The 16,992-nt window shown below is 44.4% G+C and carries 17 protein-coding genes; 10 read left to right on the top strand and 7 right to left on the bottom strand.

The window, feature by feature from the left end; translation table 11 throughout:
* Nucleotides 1-107: 107 nt before the first annotated feature.
* The gene (locus tag L1D60_RS02040) at nt 108-674 is read right to left on the bottom strand and encodes a TetR/AcrR family transcriptional regulator (RefSeq protein ID WP_239839510.1); all 567 of its coding nucleotides are present in this window, start codon (nt 672-674) and stop codon (nt 108-110) included.
* 93 nt (nt 675-767) lie between these two features.
* Between L1D60_RS02040 and L1D60_RS02035 the strand changes: the two genes are divergently transcribed.
* The 3 genes from L1D60_RS02035 to L1D60_RS02025 all read left to right on the top strand — a co-directional run bounded on the left by L1D60_RS02035 (nt 768) and on the right by L1D60_RS02025 (nt 2,438).
* A complete protein-coding gene (locus L1D60_RS02035; RefSeq protein WP_239839509.1) occupies nt 768-1,301 on the top strand; it encodes a dihydrofolate reductase family protein in 534 nt (177 codons plus the stop codon).
* 96 nt (nt 1,302-1,397) lie between these two features.
* The gene (locus L1D60_RS02030) at nt 1,398-1,862 is read left to right on the top strand and encodes an ASCH domain-containing protein (RefSeq protein ID WP_239839508.1); all 465 of its coding nucleotides are present in this window, start codon (nt 1,398-1,400) and stop codon (nt 1,860-1,862) included.
* A 78-nt stretch (nt 1,863-1,940) separates the two neighbouring features.
* Nucleotides 1,941-2,438, top strand: a complete 498-nt coding sequence (locus L1D60_RS02025; RefSeq protein WP_239839507.1) for a hypothetical protein — start codon at nt 1,941-1,943, stop codon at nt 2,436-2,438.
* Nucleotides 2,439-2,506: 68 nt separating this feature from the next.
* Here L1D60_RS02025 and L1D60_RS02020 read toward each other — a convergent pair whose 3' ends face one another.
* The 6 genes from L1D60_RS02020 to L1D60_RS01995 are packed head-to-tail and all read right to left on the bottom strand — an operon-like array spanning nt 2,507 to nt 9,431.
* A complete protein-coding gene (locus L1D60_RS02020; protein WP_239839506.1) occupies nt 2,507-3,301 on the bottom strand; it encodes a TrmB family transcriptional regulator in 795 nt (264 codons plus the stop codon).
* A gap of 58 nt (nt 3,302-3,359) precedes the next feature.
* Nucleotides 3,360-4,277, bottom strand: a complete 918-nt coding sequence (locus tag L1D60_RS02015) for an ROK family protein (RefSeq protein WP_239839505.1) — start codon at nt 4,275-4,277, stop codon at nt 3,360-3,362.
* A 5-nt stretch (nt 4,278-4,282) separates the two neighbouring features.
* Entirely contained in the window at nt 4,283-6,058 is a 1,776-nt protein-coding gene (locus tag L1D60_RS02010; RefSeq protein WP_239839504.1) for a glycoside hydrolase family 13 protein, read from the bottom strand.
* A gap of 17 nt (nt 6,059-6,075) precedes the next feature.
* Entirely contained in the window at nt 6,076-6,909 is an 834-nt protein-coding gene (locus L1D60_RS02005) for a sugar ABC transporter permease (RefSeq protein WP_239839503.1), read from the bottom strand.
* A 1-nt stretch (nt 6,910) separates the two neighbouring features.
* Nucleotides 6,911-8,194 carry a sugar ABC transporter permease gene (locus tag L1D60_RS02000; RefSeq protein WP_239839502.1) on the bottom strand — a complete coding sequence of 428 codons (1,284 nt, stop codon included), beginning with the start codon at nt 8,192-8,194 and terminating at the stop codon, nt 6,911-6,913.
* A 10-nt stretch (nt 8,195-8,204) separates the two neighbouring features.
* Nucleotides 8,205-9,431: a maltose ABC transporter substrate-binding protein gene (locus L1D60_RS01995; protein ID WP_239839501.1), complete on the bottom strand. Its 1,227-nt coding sequence runs from the start codon at nt 9,429-9,431 to the stop codon at nt 8,205-8,207.
* A 408-nt stretch (nt 9,432-9,839) separates the two neighbouring features.
* Between L1D60_RS01995 and L1D60_RS01990 the strand changes: the two genes are divergently transcribed.
* From L1D60_RS01990 to L1D60_RS01960, 7 genes are all read left to right on the top strand, one after another.
* Nucleotides 9,840-10,844, top strand: coding sequence for a porin (locus L1D60_RS01990; protein WP_239839500.1), 1,005 nt, complete (start codon nt 9,840-9,842; stop codon nt 10,842-10,844).
* Nucleotides 10,845-10,865: 21 nt separating this feature from the next.
* Nucleotides 10,866-11,873, top strand: a complete 1,008-nt coding sequence (gene lpxD / locus L1D60_RS01985; RefSeq protein ID WP_239839499.1) for a UDP-3-O-(3-hydroxymyristoyl)glucosamine N-acyltransferase — start codon at nt 10,866-10,868, stop codon at nt 11,871-11,873.
* An 18-nt stretch (nt 11,874-11,891) separates the two neighbouring features.
* Nucleotides 11,892-12,293, top strand: a complete 402-nt coding sequence (locus L1D60_RS01980) for a hypothetical protein (RefSeq protein WP_239839498.1) — start codon at nt 11,892-11,894, stop codon at nt 12,291-12,293.
* A gap of 26 nt (nt 12,294-12,319) precedes the next feature.
* Nucleotides 12,320-12,802, top strand: coding sequence for a glycosidase (locus L1D60_RS01975; RefSeq protein WP_239839497.1), 483 nt, complete (start codon nt 12,320-12,322; stop codon nt 12,800-12,802).
* A 168-nt stretch (nt 12,803-12,970) separates the two neighbouring features.
* A complete protein-coding gene (gene ugpC / locus L1D60_RS01970; protein ID WP_239839496.1) occupies nt 12,971-14,092 on the top strand; it encodes a sn-glycerol-3-phosphate ABC transporter ATP-binding protein UgpC in 1,122 nt (373 codons plus the stop codon).
* 158 nt (nt 14,093-14,250) lie between these two features.
* Nucleotides 14,251-16,122, top strand: a complete 1,872-nt coding sequence (locus L1D60_RS01965; RefSeq protein WP_239839495.1) for an alpha-amylase family glycosyl hydrolase — start codon at nt 14,251-14,253, stop codon at nt 16,120-16,122.
* 220 nt (nt 16,123-16,342) lie between these two features.
* A complete protein-coding gene (locus tag L1D60_RS01960) occupies nt 16,343-16,984 on the top strand; it encodes a response regulator transcription factor (protein WP_239839494.1) in 642 nt (213 codons plus the stop codon).
* The last annotated feature ends 8 nt before the right edge of the window (nt 16,985-16,992 follow it).

Raw genomic sequence — 16,992 nt, 5'->3', positions numbered from 1 at the left:
AGTGATTCATATTGGCGTAAACTCCTCGAGAAATGATGGTTACATTTTCACCACTTTAAAGACAAAAAGCAAGCCTAGTACAAGCAAAGCAGTGATTGCAGAAATGACTATTTGTTTAGAGCCAACAAAGCTAAGTAATAAAGCTCTATTGGTTTCTCTATCATCTCGGCGGTTAACTCGGTTCGGTCTGGGTTACAGTTCAGCGCCAGTGCGTAGCCGTGAAGATAGTCGACCAACAAATCTCGCCCGGTGTTTCTCTGTTCTTCCGATAAATTAAGAGATGCTATCGATGCTTCAAATCGTTGGCTAAATACCTCTACTGGGCTTAATGACTTCATCGTTAGGAGCGTCTCTAGCAGCCCTGGGTGATCATTTAGAATCGTTAAGTAACTGGTACTCAGTCGATAAATGTTGTCTTTCCAATCAAGCTGCTCATCAGGCTCCACGATCTCTTGCATCAGTGAGACTGTAATCGCTTCAAGCAGCTCACTCTTGTTTTTGAAGTAGTGATAGATGGCCATTGCATCCACACCCAGTTGGGTCGCGAGCGCACGAATGCTCGGGATCTTGCCGCCTTCTCGCATCATCACTTTGGCCGTAGCTAAAATCCCCTCGGCACTGAGCTGACGATCCCCCACTTTTGGACGACCACGTTTTTGATCCTTGACACTCATGGGATCTCTCCATAAACTTTAATTCTACACTGTAGAATATTTTAATTTATCTTTAACAAGAAGCCAAGCTCTGGCCTAGATTTGGAGTAAAAGATGTCGAACATCGTGTTTATTGCAACCAGCCTTGATGGGTATATCGCAGACAAAGAAGGTGGCCTAGATTGGCTACAATCCGTTCCTAACCCAAACAATGATGACTTAGGTTATAACGCGCTAATGGAACGTGTGGACGCTCTCGTTATGGGCCGTAATACAATGGACATCGTTCTGAGTTTTGGCATTGACTGGCCTTATACCAAGCCTGTGTATGTACTTAGCAACACACTAACGGAAGTGCCTGCTGAACTTGAGGGTAAAGTGTTCTTGGTGAAAGGAGATCTCAGCACCATCGTCAGCGATCTCAATAAACAGGGATTAAAGGATCTTTACATTGATGGCGGTGTGACGATTCAGAGCTTCTTAAAAGAAGATCTGATTGATGAGATGATCATCACCACCATTCCTATTCTACTTGGTGGTGGCTCTCCACTGTTTGGTGAGCTTACATCTCCCCTCCATTTTGAGTTGAAAAACAGTGAGACTTATTTGGGGAAAATTGTACAAAGCCAGTTCATCAGAAAGCGCTAACACTCTGAAGTAAGTAAGGTTATTTGAGCCTAACTGAGTTGTGGTACTCTACGTGAAATCATACATAACGTATTCACCTCAAACCAGTGGGCTCTCATGGACGACAAATCACAACGCTATTTAGACAAATTTCTCAATTCGCTCTCAGAACAGACACGTCTCAAGTACCACTCTTTCAGCTCCGACTATTTCTGCGGCGACGAATACAATGCCAATTTGTGCGCAGAACTTATTAAGCAGGGTAAGAAAACCGCAACTTGCAGCATGGCCTATTGGTATGAATCTGGAGAAGAGCCGATGCCTACCGTTGGTCACCTGCAAGTGGTGACCGATTGGCATGGCAATCCGATCTGCATTATTGAAATAGACACCGTTACTCAATGCCCTTACAACGCAGTAACCGCAGAATTTGCCAAGGCAGAAGGTGAAGGTGACCTGTCTTTAGAATGGTGGAGAGAAGCGCATTGGAATTTCTTTTCGAAAGAGTGTGATGAGCTCAAGATTGAACCTCAGCAAGATATGATGTTGGTTCTTGAGCGTTTCCATGTGGTATATCAATAAATAACAACACGACACACTGTTAAATTCGCTATTTTATCAGTACCATTTGGAGCACATCTCTCAAATGGTACTGCCCTTATGAAGCTTCTTGTCGATCGAACTGGTGAACAATTTCTTGAAATACTGGAAGAATCCGGAGATTCACTGTTGGTTCAGTTCATCAGCAATGAAGGCACTCGCAAAGGTAAGCCATTCAAAGATACGTTAAGCGGTCTGTTTCTCACGGGATGGAAGCCTCGTACCACCTCCACCGCCATTGGTTTGGAGCGATTCAAGCAAGGTAAGCTGCAAGATCCTAAGGTGAGCTTTGCCCTTCATCAACTCTATCCTCTTGGCCGTGATGTGAAGCTTCCAAGTGGCGAAATCGCCACCGTTGCCAGTTATGCCAATACGCACGCCGATGGTTACTACATGTTCGTTAGACTAGAAGGCGAATTGAAACGCCTGAAAATGACGCCAGACTGGGAACTGCAGCCTTCAGAAGTTAGGTTAGCCCTACCCTACTACCCTGCACCCAGAAGCAAAGAAGAGCTGCAAAACATCGACGACTTCGATGCATGGGCAGGTGGGTTTTAGCCGCTTAAATCAGTATCTCGTCCTAAAATACCTTGCCAAAAAAGCCGCGTGGATACGCGGCTTTTCAATTATTGTTTCTTTAGGTCATCCAGAACCATCGAGTTGTGTTGTTCGTGGATGGTATTAACACGAACTCGCTTTTCAGGCTCTAGGCGCTCATATTCAGTAAGATAAATATCGCTGTGAATATGCTCAGCAATCATCTTAACAATCAGTCGGTTATTCGAATACAAGCCTAGAGTTTCTTCACGGTGAGAGAACATCAGTGCCAACTTCATATCGGCAACACACATAAATCGGTGTGAAGGGTATTCTGTCTCTTCGTTCTCAGAACGCGAGTAGAGCTCAATTTTTTCGTGTGGCTTAGCCATCTTATTGAACGAAAAGCCTATCACTCGAACACCACGTTCAATCGCGTCACACAACTCTTTTTCGAACAGGTTTAAATTGAAATCCGTATTGAGGTAAATTTCTAAATTCGCTTGATTGATGATCTCTTTCGCTTTCTGAAGAAGGTTTTCGAACCCAGTTAGGTTGTAGACGAACTCCTTCTCTTCTTGAAGCATCATCTTTGATAGTTCAGTCTTGAGAATATTGATATTTTCAACGGTCTTTTTTTCGATTTGGCTAAAGATCAACTCTGGTGACTTGGCTTCATACTCTTTGGTATCGCCATCAGACATAAAGATGTAGCCATTGGTATATAGATTATCAATCGATGAGTAGACTGATGAGCGAGAAAGAGCGATCTCTTTAGCAATCTTATACCCACTCGCACGACCATTCTTAAGCAAATTAATGTAAACAAGTGCATCGGTTTTGGTGAATCCAAAATCCATTAATTTGATCACTAACTCTGACACGGGTTGTCCTCTGAAACTATTCAATACTTTCTTCCTGCTAAGATTACCATTACTGCAACTATGAGCGTAAATGATTGTTGTTATTTTTTATTGCCATGAGAGCCGCACCGTAGGCAAATACAAAGCTATCCTGTGAGTTTTGAATAATGACAGGTAGCGATTCTGATGAGTGATACCGAGACAAGGCAACCTTGAGCTCTTTGTTGAGCGAAGGGTATGCGGTTGCGAATCCAGAAAGAACGAGCTGCTTGGGCGCTAACTCCTCAATCGGCGACAATAAGCTACGCGCCAACTGATCGATAAAGGCTCGGTACACCCGAGTCGAATGGGTATCTGCCTCCTCCACACCTGAGAAGATATCCGCCAAGGATTTGTCTTGAAGCACCACCTGGTGATATTGACGCTCAATGCCTTCTATCGATAAAAACTGCTCGATACACGCCTCTCGACCGCAGCGACATACCGGCGTCAAACCATCAATCAGCCACTGAAAATCTGGCAGTGGTGAGTGCGCCCAATGGCGACACAGTGATTGTGTAGACCACTTGCCATTTTTATAGAAACTTAAGCTACAGCCTACATCGAGCGACACACTCAAAGCCGCGCCGTCGACAGCATTAAGCAAGTTGCTATCCGAAGCGAAGCCCGCTTGTGAAGCATTCACTATCGAGCAATCAAAGCCAAAATGGTTGCTTAAGTCTATGGCTAGCTGAGCTGCATTTACGAGTGACAACCTATTGTTACTGCTGCCACGAAAGGTATGTAGGTGCTCACATACACTAATGACGACTGTTGTTATCTTCCCGAATCGCCAAACCGTACTTGAGACTAACTGCTTCAAGCACTCCAATAATTTGGGTGAGTCATCCGGACAGTTTTGGACATTACGATACACTTCTCGCCCTGAGGAGGTGTTCGTAACAGAATGGATGGATTGGGGATCAATAGAGATCCCCATAACAACAGAGTCACTCATGTGCGTTACGCTTTCTCAATCACGTAACCAAACGCATCAAGCGCATAAACTTGCCCGTCCAACTCAACCAACTTAGATTGGTCACTGTTGTTGAGAATGAACAAATAATCAGAGCGTCGGTACGCGATACAGTTTTCATCTTGTACTGGAACCCACTCCAGGTTTGGCTGATTAAACTCTGGGTTGTTCTTTCTCATGGCGATAAGTTGCTGAATAAAGCGCTTAAAGTCTAAGTCGTGGTTGCTTTCATCCCACTCCATACACTTGCGGTTATTTTCGCTGCCCATGCTACGCCCGCCATCCATGCCAATTTCACCACCGTAGTAAATACATGGTGCGCCCACCTGAGTGAACATGAACAAGTAAGCTAACTTGGCTCGACGCTTATCACCCTGACACAGAGATAAAATACGTGTCGTGTCGTGGCTATCGAGCAGGTTAAACATCGCTTCATTAACGTTTCTCGGATAAGCCAGATACGACGTATTAACCGCGTTTTTAAAGCCATCTTTATCCATCGCAGACAGAGCAAAGTAGTCGGTAATCGCTTGAGTTAATGGGTAATTCATCAATGAATCGTACTGGTCACCTCGTAGCCAAGGCATCCCTTCGTGCCAAATCTCACCCAGAATATAGCAATCCGGATTGATGCCTTTGATAACGGTGCGAAAGTCACGCCAAAAGGCATGGTCGACTTCGTTTGCCACATCTAAGCGCCAGCCATCAATCTTGAACTCTTCAACCCAATAGCGTGCAACATCAAGTAGATAAGCACGACACTCTTCGTTCTCTGTGTTGAGTTTTGGCATCTCTGCCACATTGCCGAAGGTTTCGTAGTTTAGGTTCCAGAAGTCCCACTGATCTTTGGGCGTATCAGGGTAGACCGGAAACTGATTGACCCAGAACCAATCGGCGTATTTGGATTTTTCACCTTTCTCGACAACATCTAACCAAAGTGGTGATTGAGCGCCGATATGATTAAAGACCGCATCCAACATCACCTTCATGCCACGCTGATGAGCCGCTTCAACTAATGCTTTAAACGCCTCGTTGCCACCGAAGTGAGGGTCAACGTTGTAGTAATCAACTGTGTCATATTTGTGGTTGGCATTGGCGGTAAAGATTGGGCACAAGTACAAGCCATTCACGCCTAAGTCTTGCAAGTAATCGAGCTTCTCAATCACGCCCCATAAATCACCGCCCATGAAGTTATCGGATTTTGGTTCTGTTCCCCACGGCTGTACGTTAGCCGGCGAAATATCCGGTCTACCGTTGGCAAAACGTTCTGGGAAAATCTGATACCAAATCGTATCTCTCACCCAGTCTGGCGTTTTTAAAACGTCGCGCGGGTTGATGTATGGGAAACAGAAAAAGTTACTGAGATTGCTCAGCTCCACTTCTGCTTTGCTTGGATCCGAAAGGTCTGCACAACGCTTCTCACCAAACAAGATTTTCTCACCATCTTTACCATAAAGGATGAAGCCATATCGGCTACGACGCTTAGGTGGCTTGAAAGCCGCAAACCAATGATCGTGGTGCTCCGTTTCACCCTCGTGGCTCATCGGGACTTCGTTACCCCCAACCCAACCGTGAGCGTCACTGCCACCCAAGTTACCGCCATCTAAACCGCCTTCAGCCCAGTGGTAAGGGTCACCTATCCATAGAGCGACACGCTCAATTTCGCCTTTCGCGCTACGTAATCTCAGATGCAATGTCTCATTATCGTAGGCGTAACTATCCGCACTCTTTGCCGAGTGTGTAAGCGCACTTTTTGTAATCATTATGTATTCCTAGCTTTTTATTCTTTTACTGCACCGCTGACGAGGCCGGTTGTAATGTGTTTTTGTGTTGCAACAAACAACAAGGTGATTGGCACGGCTACCAATAGAGAACCTGCTGCAAACAAAGTGAAGTTTTCTGCTGAGTTCGATGAGATCCAGCTAAAGATACCGATAGCCAGTGTCATCTTCTCTTCACTTCTTAAAATCAGGGTTGGCAATATGAAGTCCATCCAAGGGCCTGTGAACGACACCAAGCCAACAAACACCAAGATAGGCTTGGCAAGAGGAAGGATGATCTCCAAGAAGATGGTCATATGCCCTGCACCATCAATCTTCGCTGCTTCATCAAGCGATGTTGGAATCGCATCGAAGTAACCCTTAACCAGCCAGATCATGAATGGTAGAGAGCCTGTGACATAAACAAACAACAGCCCAGCGTAGGTATCAATCAGCCCCATTTTTGAGAGCAGAATGTAGATCGCTGTCATCGATAGGAAAGCCGGGAACATCTGAAGTACCAAGATGCTCATCATGATGTTTCGCTTACCGTTGAAACGGTAACGAGAGAAGATAAACGCCGAGAGTGTGACCACAACCAAGGAGATAATCATGTTGGCGGTTGCCAAGAAAAACGTGTTTTTGTACCACTCAAAATACGGCGTATCGGTGAACAGCGCGCGGTAGTGATCCAAAGTAAACTCAATGCCCGTAAACGAAGAGCTGAAAAGGTTGTTACCGACCTTGAACGATGCAAGCACTGTCCAAATAACCGGGCCAAGAACCAGCAGTGCATTTGCCGTTAAGAACAGATAAACAATTACGGTCCCAACTTTGCCAATAAACTTATCCATCTTACATACCTACATCGTCTTTAAATGAGTTCATGCGGCGGAATTGCCAAATCGCGATAACCGACAAGAACAAGAAGATCACAATTGAGATAACTGACGCGATTTGATATTGCTGGAAGTCGAGAGTCAGTTTGTAGATCCAAGTAATCAAGATATCGGTGTGCCCTGCAAAGCGATATTCAGGGTTGATTGGTCCACCCTCGGTCAGTAGGAAAATCGCTCCGAAGTTGTTGAAGTTATGGGCAAACGTCATCACTAAAGATGGCGCAACTTGGTGAAGCACCATCGGCAAGGTGATTTCCCAGAACTGTTGAAACTTGCTCGCGCCATCCACTTCACTTGCTTCGTATAGGTCTTCAGGAATATTGGTTAATGCCCCTGCAATCAGCAGCATGAAGTAAGGTGCCCCGACCCAAACACTCACCGCAATCACTGTAATCTTGGCAATGAAGGGATCAGACAAGAAAGCGACAGAATCAAAGCCCCAGCTGTTCAGCGCTGCATTCACTGGGCCAATGCCGTTAAGTAACAAGCGGAACATCAAGAGAGTGACAAAAGCAGGAATCGCATAAGGAAGAATGAAGACAAAGCGCCACGCTTTTTTCGCCTTTATCTTCTTGTTCTGCAGTGCCAGCGCCAACAAAAAGCCGAAGCCACAAGTACAGACCGTTGCGAAGAATGCCCACATTACTGTCCATGAAGCGACACCGAAGAAGGTACTCGACCAGATCTTCAACTCAAACAGCGCAAAGAAGTTCTTAAACCCAACCCAATCGACTAAGTTCTTCGGCGGGATATGATGTGGTGCTGAATAGTTGGTAAAAGACACCATCACCGTAATAATGATCGGCATGATGATGAATGCGATGCTTGCGATAAACGTAGGCGACAACATAATGAACGCAAACTTGCGATCATAGATATCTTTCAGTTGTTCACTAAGAGACAGTTTTGACGGCTGAGTCAGTTGTGCATCGCGCACATTCGACACGTACAAGCAGATAAACAAGAATGAGTAGAGCAGCGCAATCACACCCTCAACCAACATAAAGATTGAGTTATCGCCTTGTGTGATGGTAAAGCCTTTACGTACTTGAGCAACGTCACCCAAAGTCACAAGGCCTTTTAACGACTCCACAATTTCAGGGAAAATAAGCAACGTAATCAGTTGGATGGCGAGAAAAATCCCGCCTTTCAACCAGTGTCCCTTTAAGATCTGTGTGCTCCCCATGATAAGGAGAGCAGCAGGCAACTTAGGAGCTGCCTTAGTCTCAGATAACAACATAGATCCTCTTCTACTCTTGTAGTTCAATCTGTTCAGCAATAATTGAACGAGCGCGGTCAAGAACAGCTTTTGGTGACTTATCATTTACCCACAAGTCGGTAATTGCGCTGGCCATTGGTGACCAAATAAAGCCCATCTCCGGTAATGAAGGCATCGCATCAGAGTAGAAACCTTGAGTGATGATCGCGTAAGTCGCTTCATCCGCATTAACAATGATCTCTTCCATCACCGATTGAACGGGTGGAATCGATTGGGTCATTTGGTAACGCTTCTTCAGCATGGTTTCTGTTGATAGGTAGTCGGCGAACAATTGAGCCGCTTTTGGATACTCGGTGTAAGAAGAGACCACTGCAAGTCGAACGGTTGAGAAGGTGCGTGGCTGTTGGCCTTCCAGTTTTGGCATTGGTACCACACCAAAATTCACACCAGAATCTTTGTAACCTTGAATCGCCCATGGGCCATCAATAATCGCTGCCACCTTGCCCTCGCCAAAGAGACCACGGCGAACTTGCGGGTTACGCATATCAATTGGGTTAGAACTGTTTGCTACGCGCAAGCTCTTCATTGCCTCTAACCCTTTTTGAGCTTCCTCTGAGTCAATGCCGATATCTTTCGCGTCGGTGCCGTTGTTACCAAACTCATATGCACCATACAAAGTTACAAACATGCGCGACTCGTAGTAGTTTTGGATATCCCAAAGCAATGCATACTTGTGTTCTTGCTTATTATTGAATGATTCCGAAAACTCAATAATCTCCTCAAAACTCTCTGGAGCTTTCGGAAGCAAGTCTTTGTTATAGAAAAGTGCTGTAGTGGCAAAACTAACAGGAAAACCGTAGCTCACACCTTCAGACTTAGAAGCGCTGATGGCATTTTGCATAAACGTGCTATCAATGCGCTCTGAAGAAACCAGGTTCTCCATAGCACCACCCGCAACAACCAAACGTCCCAGCAAATCGTGCTCAATTTCTGCCACATCAGCCACTCGAGCTGAGCCACCGTCCTGAATTAAACGAGAAGCAGAATCGATAGGTGCGAGTCCACGAAACGAAAAGTCGACATCGTAGCCGAACTCTTGGTTAAAAGAGTCTGCTGCATACTCCATGTATTCAACGGTCGTTTTATCCGTCCAAATGAGTAGTTCGGCACCCTTCTCTGGTGTTATCTCTTCAGCGCTAGCCAACCCAGACATCAATAGCGAGGCCAATAGCGTTGTTCTAAATAGCTTTTCTTTCATACTCACACCGCACAAGTTAAATTTAGTAGTCCATAAGATACTACTAGGTTATATCTCGCCCTAAACAAGTCAATACGATTTGTTCAAATCAGAACCACCTTTGTGACTTAGATCACCATAAATGCGTAATTACTAACCATACGCATGATTATATATAACACCAGTCTGAATCAGGCTTAACAGCAAGAAATAAGCTCATTCTGATAGCTATATCGATGAAAACAATACTATTCGTGATGATGATCAATAAAATCCACCCATGAGAGTGAGCGAGATCACATAACCAATTTCTATGGGAAGAAAAATAAAAATAAATAAAGAACAATAATTAGGCGTTCAACGTGAACTACTAAATTCATGGCCAGAATTATCGAAATAAATCCAATGCCGGAATAATAAGGAAATACTGTGAAACGAACATTATTGTCTGTAGTGATAGCCAACACCTTGCTTGTGAGTACCACTGCTTTTGCTAGCGATCGAGGCTTTGCTCCTGAAGACACCTTTTTTGATGACGCTTTGAACTTTGGTGGGCATGTTGGATCGTCTGTTGAGTATGAATACAAAACGACGACTAACTGGGCTCTGTGGGGCGCAGCTGAAATAACTGAGCAGACGCGTACACATGAAGTGGTGAGCCTGTTCTACCGAAACTCAAAGTGGAACTTCTCGACCCTTTACGCTTTTAAGCTGGAAGATCGTAAAAAAGAGCAATCGGGATACAGCGAAACTGAAGATGGTTACATTCACCTACTGTCTCTTGATAAAGGCTTCAACTTTGGTTCAGGCTGGGGAGTAGGTACGGTTTATGACATCGAATACTCACGCAGTCAGATCTACAGCACATCGGGTACAAGTGGTTTACGACATACTACGGTTGAACACAGCTTTAGACCTTACCTCACCTACTGGAGCAATGACTTCGGTGCGGGTTTCTACTCTAACCTCGAGTATCTACTAAATGATGAAGATAAGAGTGAGTGGGGCAAAACTAAAGAGGAAGGCTATAGCCTACTGTTCAAACCATACAAGCGCTTAGGTAACTGGGAGCTGGGTGTTGAGTTCTTCTACCAAATCAAAGAGAACGAGAGAAACGGCACTAAAGTCAGCGATTTCACTGAGAAGTATGTGGAACCGATTGTTCAATACAGCTTTGATGATGCCGGCACCATGTATGTTCGAGCTCGTATCGGTGAAAACGAAACCAACGGCATCGGCAGCAACGACGACTACTTCAAAGACATTCGTAAAGCGACCATCGGCTACGAACAAGCCGTGGGTGAAGACTGGTTGATGAAAGCGGAATACGAATGGGCGAAAGATACTGAGACGTCGAACTCTGCACAATTGGCTGGTGACGAAAAAGTAGTTGAACAGAACACACTATTCTTACAAGCTCTATATCGCTTCTAACTAATTGATAGGTCGAATAATATGCTCAAAGTTTCAGAAATAGCTCAGGTCGTTGGTGGAGAAATCGTTGGTGATAACACGGTAGAAATATCGTTGATTCGTCCGGTTTCAAGCGATGAAAAAGGTGGGCTTGCGATTGTATTTGCCAAATCCGATCTCAAAGGCATTTCTGAAACTTTAGCGGATGTGATTATTGGACCACGAGCGATTCTTGAGTCATCGGCAAAAACCAAAATCGTTATTGATGAATTGGATGCCGATAAACTCAACCAACTGATGCGCTTTTACAAAGTGCATAAGTACCAACTGTTTGATCAAGGCAACACTTCTGATATCCCAGATGTATACATTGGTAAGCACTGTCAAATCGGAGACAACTGCCACTTTATGCCTGGTGTGAAGATCATGAATGGCGTCACCATTGGCGACAACGTGGCAATCCATGCCAATACCGTGATCAAAGAAGGCACCATCATCGGCAACAATGTCACGATTGATTCGAACAACTCCATTGGCAACTACAGCTTTGAATATATGACAGGTAAACAAACTCGATACCAGCGCGTAGAGAGTATTGGCCGCGTCATTATCGAAGACGACGTAGAAATTGGATGCAACAACACCATCGACCGAGGCACGCTGGGTAATACCGTAATTGGTCGAGGTACCAAAATCGATAACTTAGTTCAAATTGGCCATGACTGTAAAATTGGTCAGCATTGCCTATTGGTATCGCAAACAGGCTTCGCTGGACACACAACGTTGGAAGACAACGTTATCGTGCATGGTCAAGCAGGCACCGCTGGGCACCTAACCATCGGAAAGAACTCGGTCATCAAAGCAAAATCAGGCGTGAGCCACTCTTTCCCTGCACATAGCGATATCTTCGGATACCCAGCAAAGGATGCTCGCAGCTACTACAAAAACCTGGCAACACTCAACAAGCTAACCAACAAAAAATCAAACCCAGATAAAGCGGAGACTCCGACCAAATCGAAGGGGTTTATCGCACGTTTGTTTAGCTTGTAACGTTAGCGAGAATTAGCAATGACGGACAGAGCCATGAACATGGTCGATGCTTACATTAGATCAAATACCAAAGAACTGTATATCGAGCTCGAACCGGGTACATCATTGAATATACCCGAGCAGCAGCAAGCGTGCCTGTCCTCATACATCGATGAAAAAGTTTATTTTGGTATTCGACCTGATTTTGTCTATTTAGCAGAAGACAACGAGCAGCTTAATACTATCAACGGTCAACTCATCGATTATAGAAAGACCGATAACAGCTTTGAAATCCTGTTAGCCATTGGTCATAAAGAAATACTATTCAGAACAAAAAAATTAATTCGCCAAAGTGATATCGGAAAGTCTTTTCGCATTAATTTCGATACCTATTTTGGTCATATTTTCGATTATGAAACCAGTCGAAACTTAACAATATAACGCGAATAAGATAAAGGAAATTGACGATGAAACGTACTTTGCTGCTTACTGCCCTGCTCTCATCAGCACTCATGGGATGTGCTAGCACATCAGACAGCACCGAAGGTGCACAAGCTATGGCTACCGGTCCTTTTGCTAACTGTAACCTACCAAGTGTTGAAGAGCGTGGCCCGATTAAACCGTCACTCTATGTTGTTGGTACATTCCCTGATGGCCAATGGATGCACATGGAAAACCGTCAAATGTCTCACAAAGGCAACGGTATCTACCAAGTTGTGAGTGAAGAGAAGGCCGGTAATGTCAGCCTACAATTTGCCACCATGAGCTGGAATCCACAATTTACTGCTGCAGGTAAAGAGATGGTTGCAGGGTACGAGAAAGAGCTCAAACGAGGCGGCTTCGCAAAGAACACCACCGTTGCTATTCCTGAGGATGGAAAGTACCTATGGAGCATTGAAATCGGACAAGACAAAAAGCCAGTCCGAGCTCTGCTAAAAGCGTGTAAGTAATTACAAAATTGAGGGAGCGAATCGCCCATATTCGCTCTCTATCTCTGTTCATTGAGCAAGTCGCTGTCAGCCGAAAACGCCTTTCTGAATCAACAGTTTTAATCTAATAAAATCATGTGAATCAATATGCTACATCACTTGATTGTATAACCCTATGCGGAGTATCAAATGGCAACAGTTAGCCTACGCAAAGTAGAAAAAGAGTATGACAATGGCTTCAAAGCTGTGCATGGCATTGATCTAGACATTCATGAAGGTGAGTTCATGGTATTTGTCGGCCCATCAGGCTGCGCAAAATCAACAACTTTGCGAATGATTGCGGGCCTAGAGAGCATCTCTGGTGGTGATATTCGTATCGGCAGCAAAGTAGTGAATGATCTCCCTCCGAAAGATCGTGGCATCGCGATGGTGTTTCAAAACTACGCCCTTTATCCGCACAAAACCGTATTCGACAACATGGCTTTTGGCCTCAAAATGCAGAAGCGACCAAAAGACGAGATCAAAAAGCGCGTTGAAGAAGCCGCTGAAAAGCTTGAGATTACGGACTTGCTTTACCGCAAACCCAAAGAGATGTCAGGTGGTCAGCGTCAGCGTGTTGCAGTAGGTCGTGCTATTGTACGTAAGCCCGATGTTTTTCTATTCGATGAGCCTTTATCTAACTTAGACGCCAAACTGCGTGTTTCTATGCGCGTTAAGATTGCACAGTTGCACCAATCGTTGAAAGAAGAAGGCAATCCAGCGACCATGATCTACGTAACGCATGACCAAACAGAAGCGTTAACGTTGGGCGATCGTATCTGCGTTCTCAACCAAGGCAACATCATGCAAGTGGATACGCCAGCCAACTTATACAACTACCCAGAAAACAAGTTTGTCGCTGGTTTTATTGGTTCTCCTGCGATGAACCTTATCAACACCAAGCTATGTCAACTGGGCGAAGATGTTTATGTTGAGCTCGCTCCAGGCGCGCGCATTATCATTCCAAAAGACAAGCAACAAAAACTTCTGAATCACATAGATAAACCCGTATGTCTGGGGATTCGCCCGGAACACATCAATCTCGCAAGCGATGACGAGACAATCAATGTACACGACGGTGAACTCACCGTTGTAGAGAACTTAGGTAATGAAAAATACCTCTACTTCAGAATTGGTGAAAATGAGGTGGTGGCGCGAGTTAATAACCAAACTATATCCACATCAGATATTGGTAAGAATATTCGCTTTAATTTTGATTCTGCTTTCTGCCATATTTTCGATGCAGAAACAGAGCAGAACCTAACGCTGTAAGTGCCTAATCGCTAAACAAAAGCTGCCTCTTATTTGATGTGTTGGGGTGGCTTATATTTTCAAAAAATTAAAACCCAATAATTAAGCCTAATTCAGAGAATATCTGGATCGGCTTTGTGCACCCTAAATTTATCTAATAAGTGAAACAGGACGATAACATGAAGAACAAAATAGTACTTCTTTCAGTATTGCTCGCTTCTTTACCTGCCGCTGCAGATTGGAATCAAGCGTATTTCCGTGGCACTGCCAATGATTGGCAATCCGAATCCATGGTAAAGATCAAACCGAACCACTGGCAAATTGTTAAGAAGTTCAATACTGGCGATGCGAATAACCCACCGAGTTTTAAAGTCGATCGTTTTGGTGATTGGTCAGAGAACTACCCGATCAATAACTATGTTGTCGATCCGAACAAAACCTATGAAATCAACTTTTACGACGACACCAACACCGTTATTGTCCATGAAAAGCTTCCGTTCGATATGCGTGATGAAACCATGTACTTCGTATTTCTTGACCGCTTCCATGATGGCGACTCAACCAATAATACGTCCACTGGTGCCAACATGTACTCGGCTGACAAGTCAGATTTCAAAAAGTACTTCGGCGGCGACTTAAAAGGTCTCACTGCAAAGCTGGATTACCTGCATGATATGGGCATCACTGCTATTTGGATCACGCCACCAGCGGATAACATTAACGTACCAGACAGTCGTGGCGGCGCTGGCTATCACGGTTACTGGGGACGTGATTTCTTTAAGGTTGATGAACACTTAGGTACGGTTGACGACTTTAAAGCGCTAAAAGCGAAAATGGACAGCTACGGCATGAAGCTCGTGCTGGACTATGCGCCTAACCACTCTAACCCAGATGATGAAGGGGAATATGGCGCTCTTTATAAAAATGGCGTTCGTCTTGCCGACTACAACAACGACAGCAGCGGCTATTACCACCGCAACGGCGCAATCGCCGCTAACGGCCAAAACTGGGAATGGGATGATGCATGGGCGGTTCGTAACAAGACTTTATTCAACCTAACCGACTTTGACCAAAGAAAAGACGGCCCAGCACGTCAATACCTGATTGACGGTGCCAAGTTCTGGGTTGATTTAGGCGTTGACGCTATCCGCATTGATGCGGTGAAGCATATGGACAAAGAGTTTATCCAAGACTTTACTGGTCAAATCAATGCCTATGCCAAACAGAGCCAAGGAAAAGACTTCTACTTCTTTGGTGAGTGGATGGATTCCGGTGCAGATGCGACCGGTTCAAACTTTGCGTCTATCGACTTCGCGAACACATCAGGCTCTGCTCTGCTCGATTTTGGTTTAAGAAATACCATCGAAAACGCGCTGCTAAACCATAACGGTACAGGCATGTACGCTATTAACAACTACATGAAGCTGAGAGACCAGAAGTTCACAAGTAGTGATTGGCAGGTCATCTTTTTAGATAACCATGATGCACCTCGTCTATCTACTGTACTGCGTTCTGATGCGACTAACTTTGGTCCAGGTAAAGACAAATGGGGTGGTCGTCAAAGTATCCCATTCGCTCAAGATCGTGTTGAGCTGGGTTTGGCTTTGATCATGACATCTCGTGGTATTCCATGTATCTACTATGGTACCGAGCACTACGCAGCAAACTTCACAACCAATGGGTTTGGTCAGCAAGGTAATGACCCATACAACCGTGAAATGATGCCAAGTTTCGATAAAACAACACCGGCATATCAAATGATCAAAAAGCTCAGCAAACTACGTAAAGAGAGCTTTGCAATCCAACAAGGTTCTTACATTGAGCGCTGGATAAGTAACGATGTACTGGTTTATGAGCGTAACGCAGGCGACGATGTCGTTGTAGTAGCGATGAACTTAGGCAACTCTACTTCAGTCAACGCCATCAACCTTGGTTTAGCAAACGGTACATACGACAACGTACTAGGTGGCGACCAAGTCGTGGTTGCAAATGGCAGTGCGACATTCAACCTTGATCAGAATGAAGTCATTGTTCTACATACTAAAAACTGATCCCTATTGATGACTTAATGTCATAGCGGATGTTACACCACTAAAATCCTGCACTTTTGTGCGGGATTTTTTATTGTATGTAAATTGATCTAGCGCAATTTAACTCACCATCTTTCTAAACTGTCACCCGAGTGGGTGATGTGAACATTGTTACATAAAAATATGATGATATGGAACGAAGTATGTAAATGAACTAAACGACAAACGTCAGCGAGTTAATATGGAAATTACAACGCCAGTAGATCACATCGTATTTCATATCCTTGGATTCACACCACTTCAAGAAACTGATATCACGCAACATATATGCCTTTGCTATCAAAATAAGCCTCCTTACCAGGCTGCAAATTGCACGAAAGACCGTTATCAGCATCTCTATCTCGTGCACGATAGCTCAGCAGTGCAATTCCTAAAACAGTACCCAAATAAGAATTGCTCAAATGATATCTGCCTCTTGGTCGATAGCCCTAGTAGTCAGGTTGAAGTACTTATCCAACACTTGCAACATGGTTGGCGAGGTGTATTAAATTGTGGCTGCACAAACAATGACTTGATGAAAGCCATCGATATTGCACTGGATGGAGGTTTATGGTTCCCACGTCGAGCCTTAGACTCCTTTATCATCAACACGATTGATCATTACTACCATCAAGAGTTTATTCAATCTGTCTCGGAAAATTTCGATCTTACAAAAAAAGAGCAAGCAGTCATGCACCATCTATTGCATGGATATAGTAACAAGCAAATCGCCTCACACATGTTTATTAGCCTTAATACCGTGAAAACTCATATTAAGAACATCATGATGAAAACAGATTGCCATTCTCGGCATGCATTTATCAATAAAGTATCTCAGCTATAACGAGTTTA

Origin of the sequence: Vibrio sp. Isolate30 (assembly GCF_022397975.1) — a bacterium.
In the GTDB taxonomy this organism is placed as follows: Bacteria; Pseudomonadota; Gammaproteobacteria; order Enterobacterales; family Vibrionaceae; genus Vibrio; species Vibrio fortis.
Note: the sequence above shows the minus strand (reverse complement) of the source record. Positions and strands in the feature narration are given on the sequence as shown.

Coding starts and splice junctions, on each gene's coding strand:
- L1D60_RS02040 (WP_239839510.1), bottom strand. CDS start 674: ATGAGTGTCAAGGATCAAAAACGTGGTCGTCCAAAAGTGGGGGATCGT.
- L1D60_RS02035 (WP_239839509.1), top strand. CDS start 768: ATGTCGAACATCGTGTTTATTGCAACCAGCCTTGATGGGTATATCGCA.
- L1D60_RS02030 (WP_239839508.1), top strand. CDS start 1,398: ATGGACGACAAATCACAACGCTATTTAGACAAATTTCTCAATTCGCTC.
- L1D60_RS02025 (WP_239839507.1), top strand. CDS start 1,941: ATGAAGCTTCTTGTCGATCGAACTGGTGAACAATTTCTTGAAATACTG.
- L1D60_RS02015 (WP_239839505.1), bottom strand. CDS start 4,277: ATGAGTGACTCTGTTGTTATGGGGATCTCTATTGATCCCCAATCCATC.
- L1D60_RS02010 (WP_239839504.1), bottom strand. CDS start 6,058: ATGATTACAAAAAGTGCGCTTACACACTCGGCAAAGAGTGCGGATAGT.
- L1D60_RS02005 (WP_239839503.1), bottom strand. CDS start 6,909: ATGGATAAGTTTATTGGCAAAGTTGGGACCGTAATTGTTTATCTGTTC.
- L1D60_RS02000 (WP_239839502.1), bottom strand. CDS start 8,194: ATGTTGTTATCTGAGACTAAGGCAGCTCCTAAGTTGCCTGCTGCTCTC.
- L1D60_RS01995 (WP_239839501.1), bottom strand. CDS start 9,431: ATGAAAGAAAAGCTATTTAGAACAACGCTATTGGCCTCGCTATTGATG.
- lpxD (WP_239839499.1), top strand. CDS start 10,866: ATGCTCAAAGTTTCAGAAATAGCTCAGGTCGTTGGTGGAGAAATCGTT.
- L1D60_RS01980 (WP_239839498.1), top strand. CDS start 11,892: ATGACGGACAGAGCCATGAACATGGTCGATGCTTACATTAGATCAAAT.
- L1D60_RS01975 (WP_239839497.1), top strand. CDS start 12,320: ATGAAACGTACTTTGCTGCTTACTGCCCTGCTCTCATCAGCACTCATG.
- ugpC (WP_239839496.1), top strand. CDS start 12,971: ATGGCAACAGTTAGCCTACGCAAAGTAGAAAAAGAGTATGACAATGGC.
- L1D60_RS01965 (WP_239839495.1), top strand. CDS start 14,251: ATGAAGAACAAAATAGTACTTCTTTCAGTATTGCTCGCTTCTTTACCT.
- L1D60_RS01960 (WP_239839494.1), top strand. CDS start 16,343: ATGGAAATTACAACGCCAGTAGATCACATCGTATTTCATATCCTTGGA.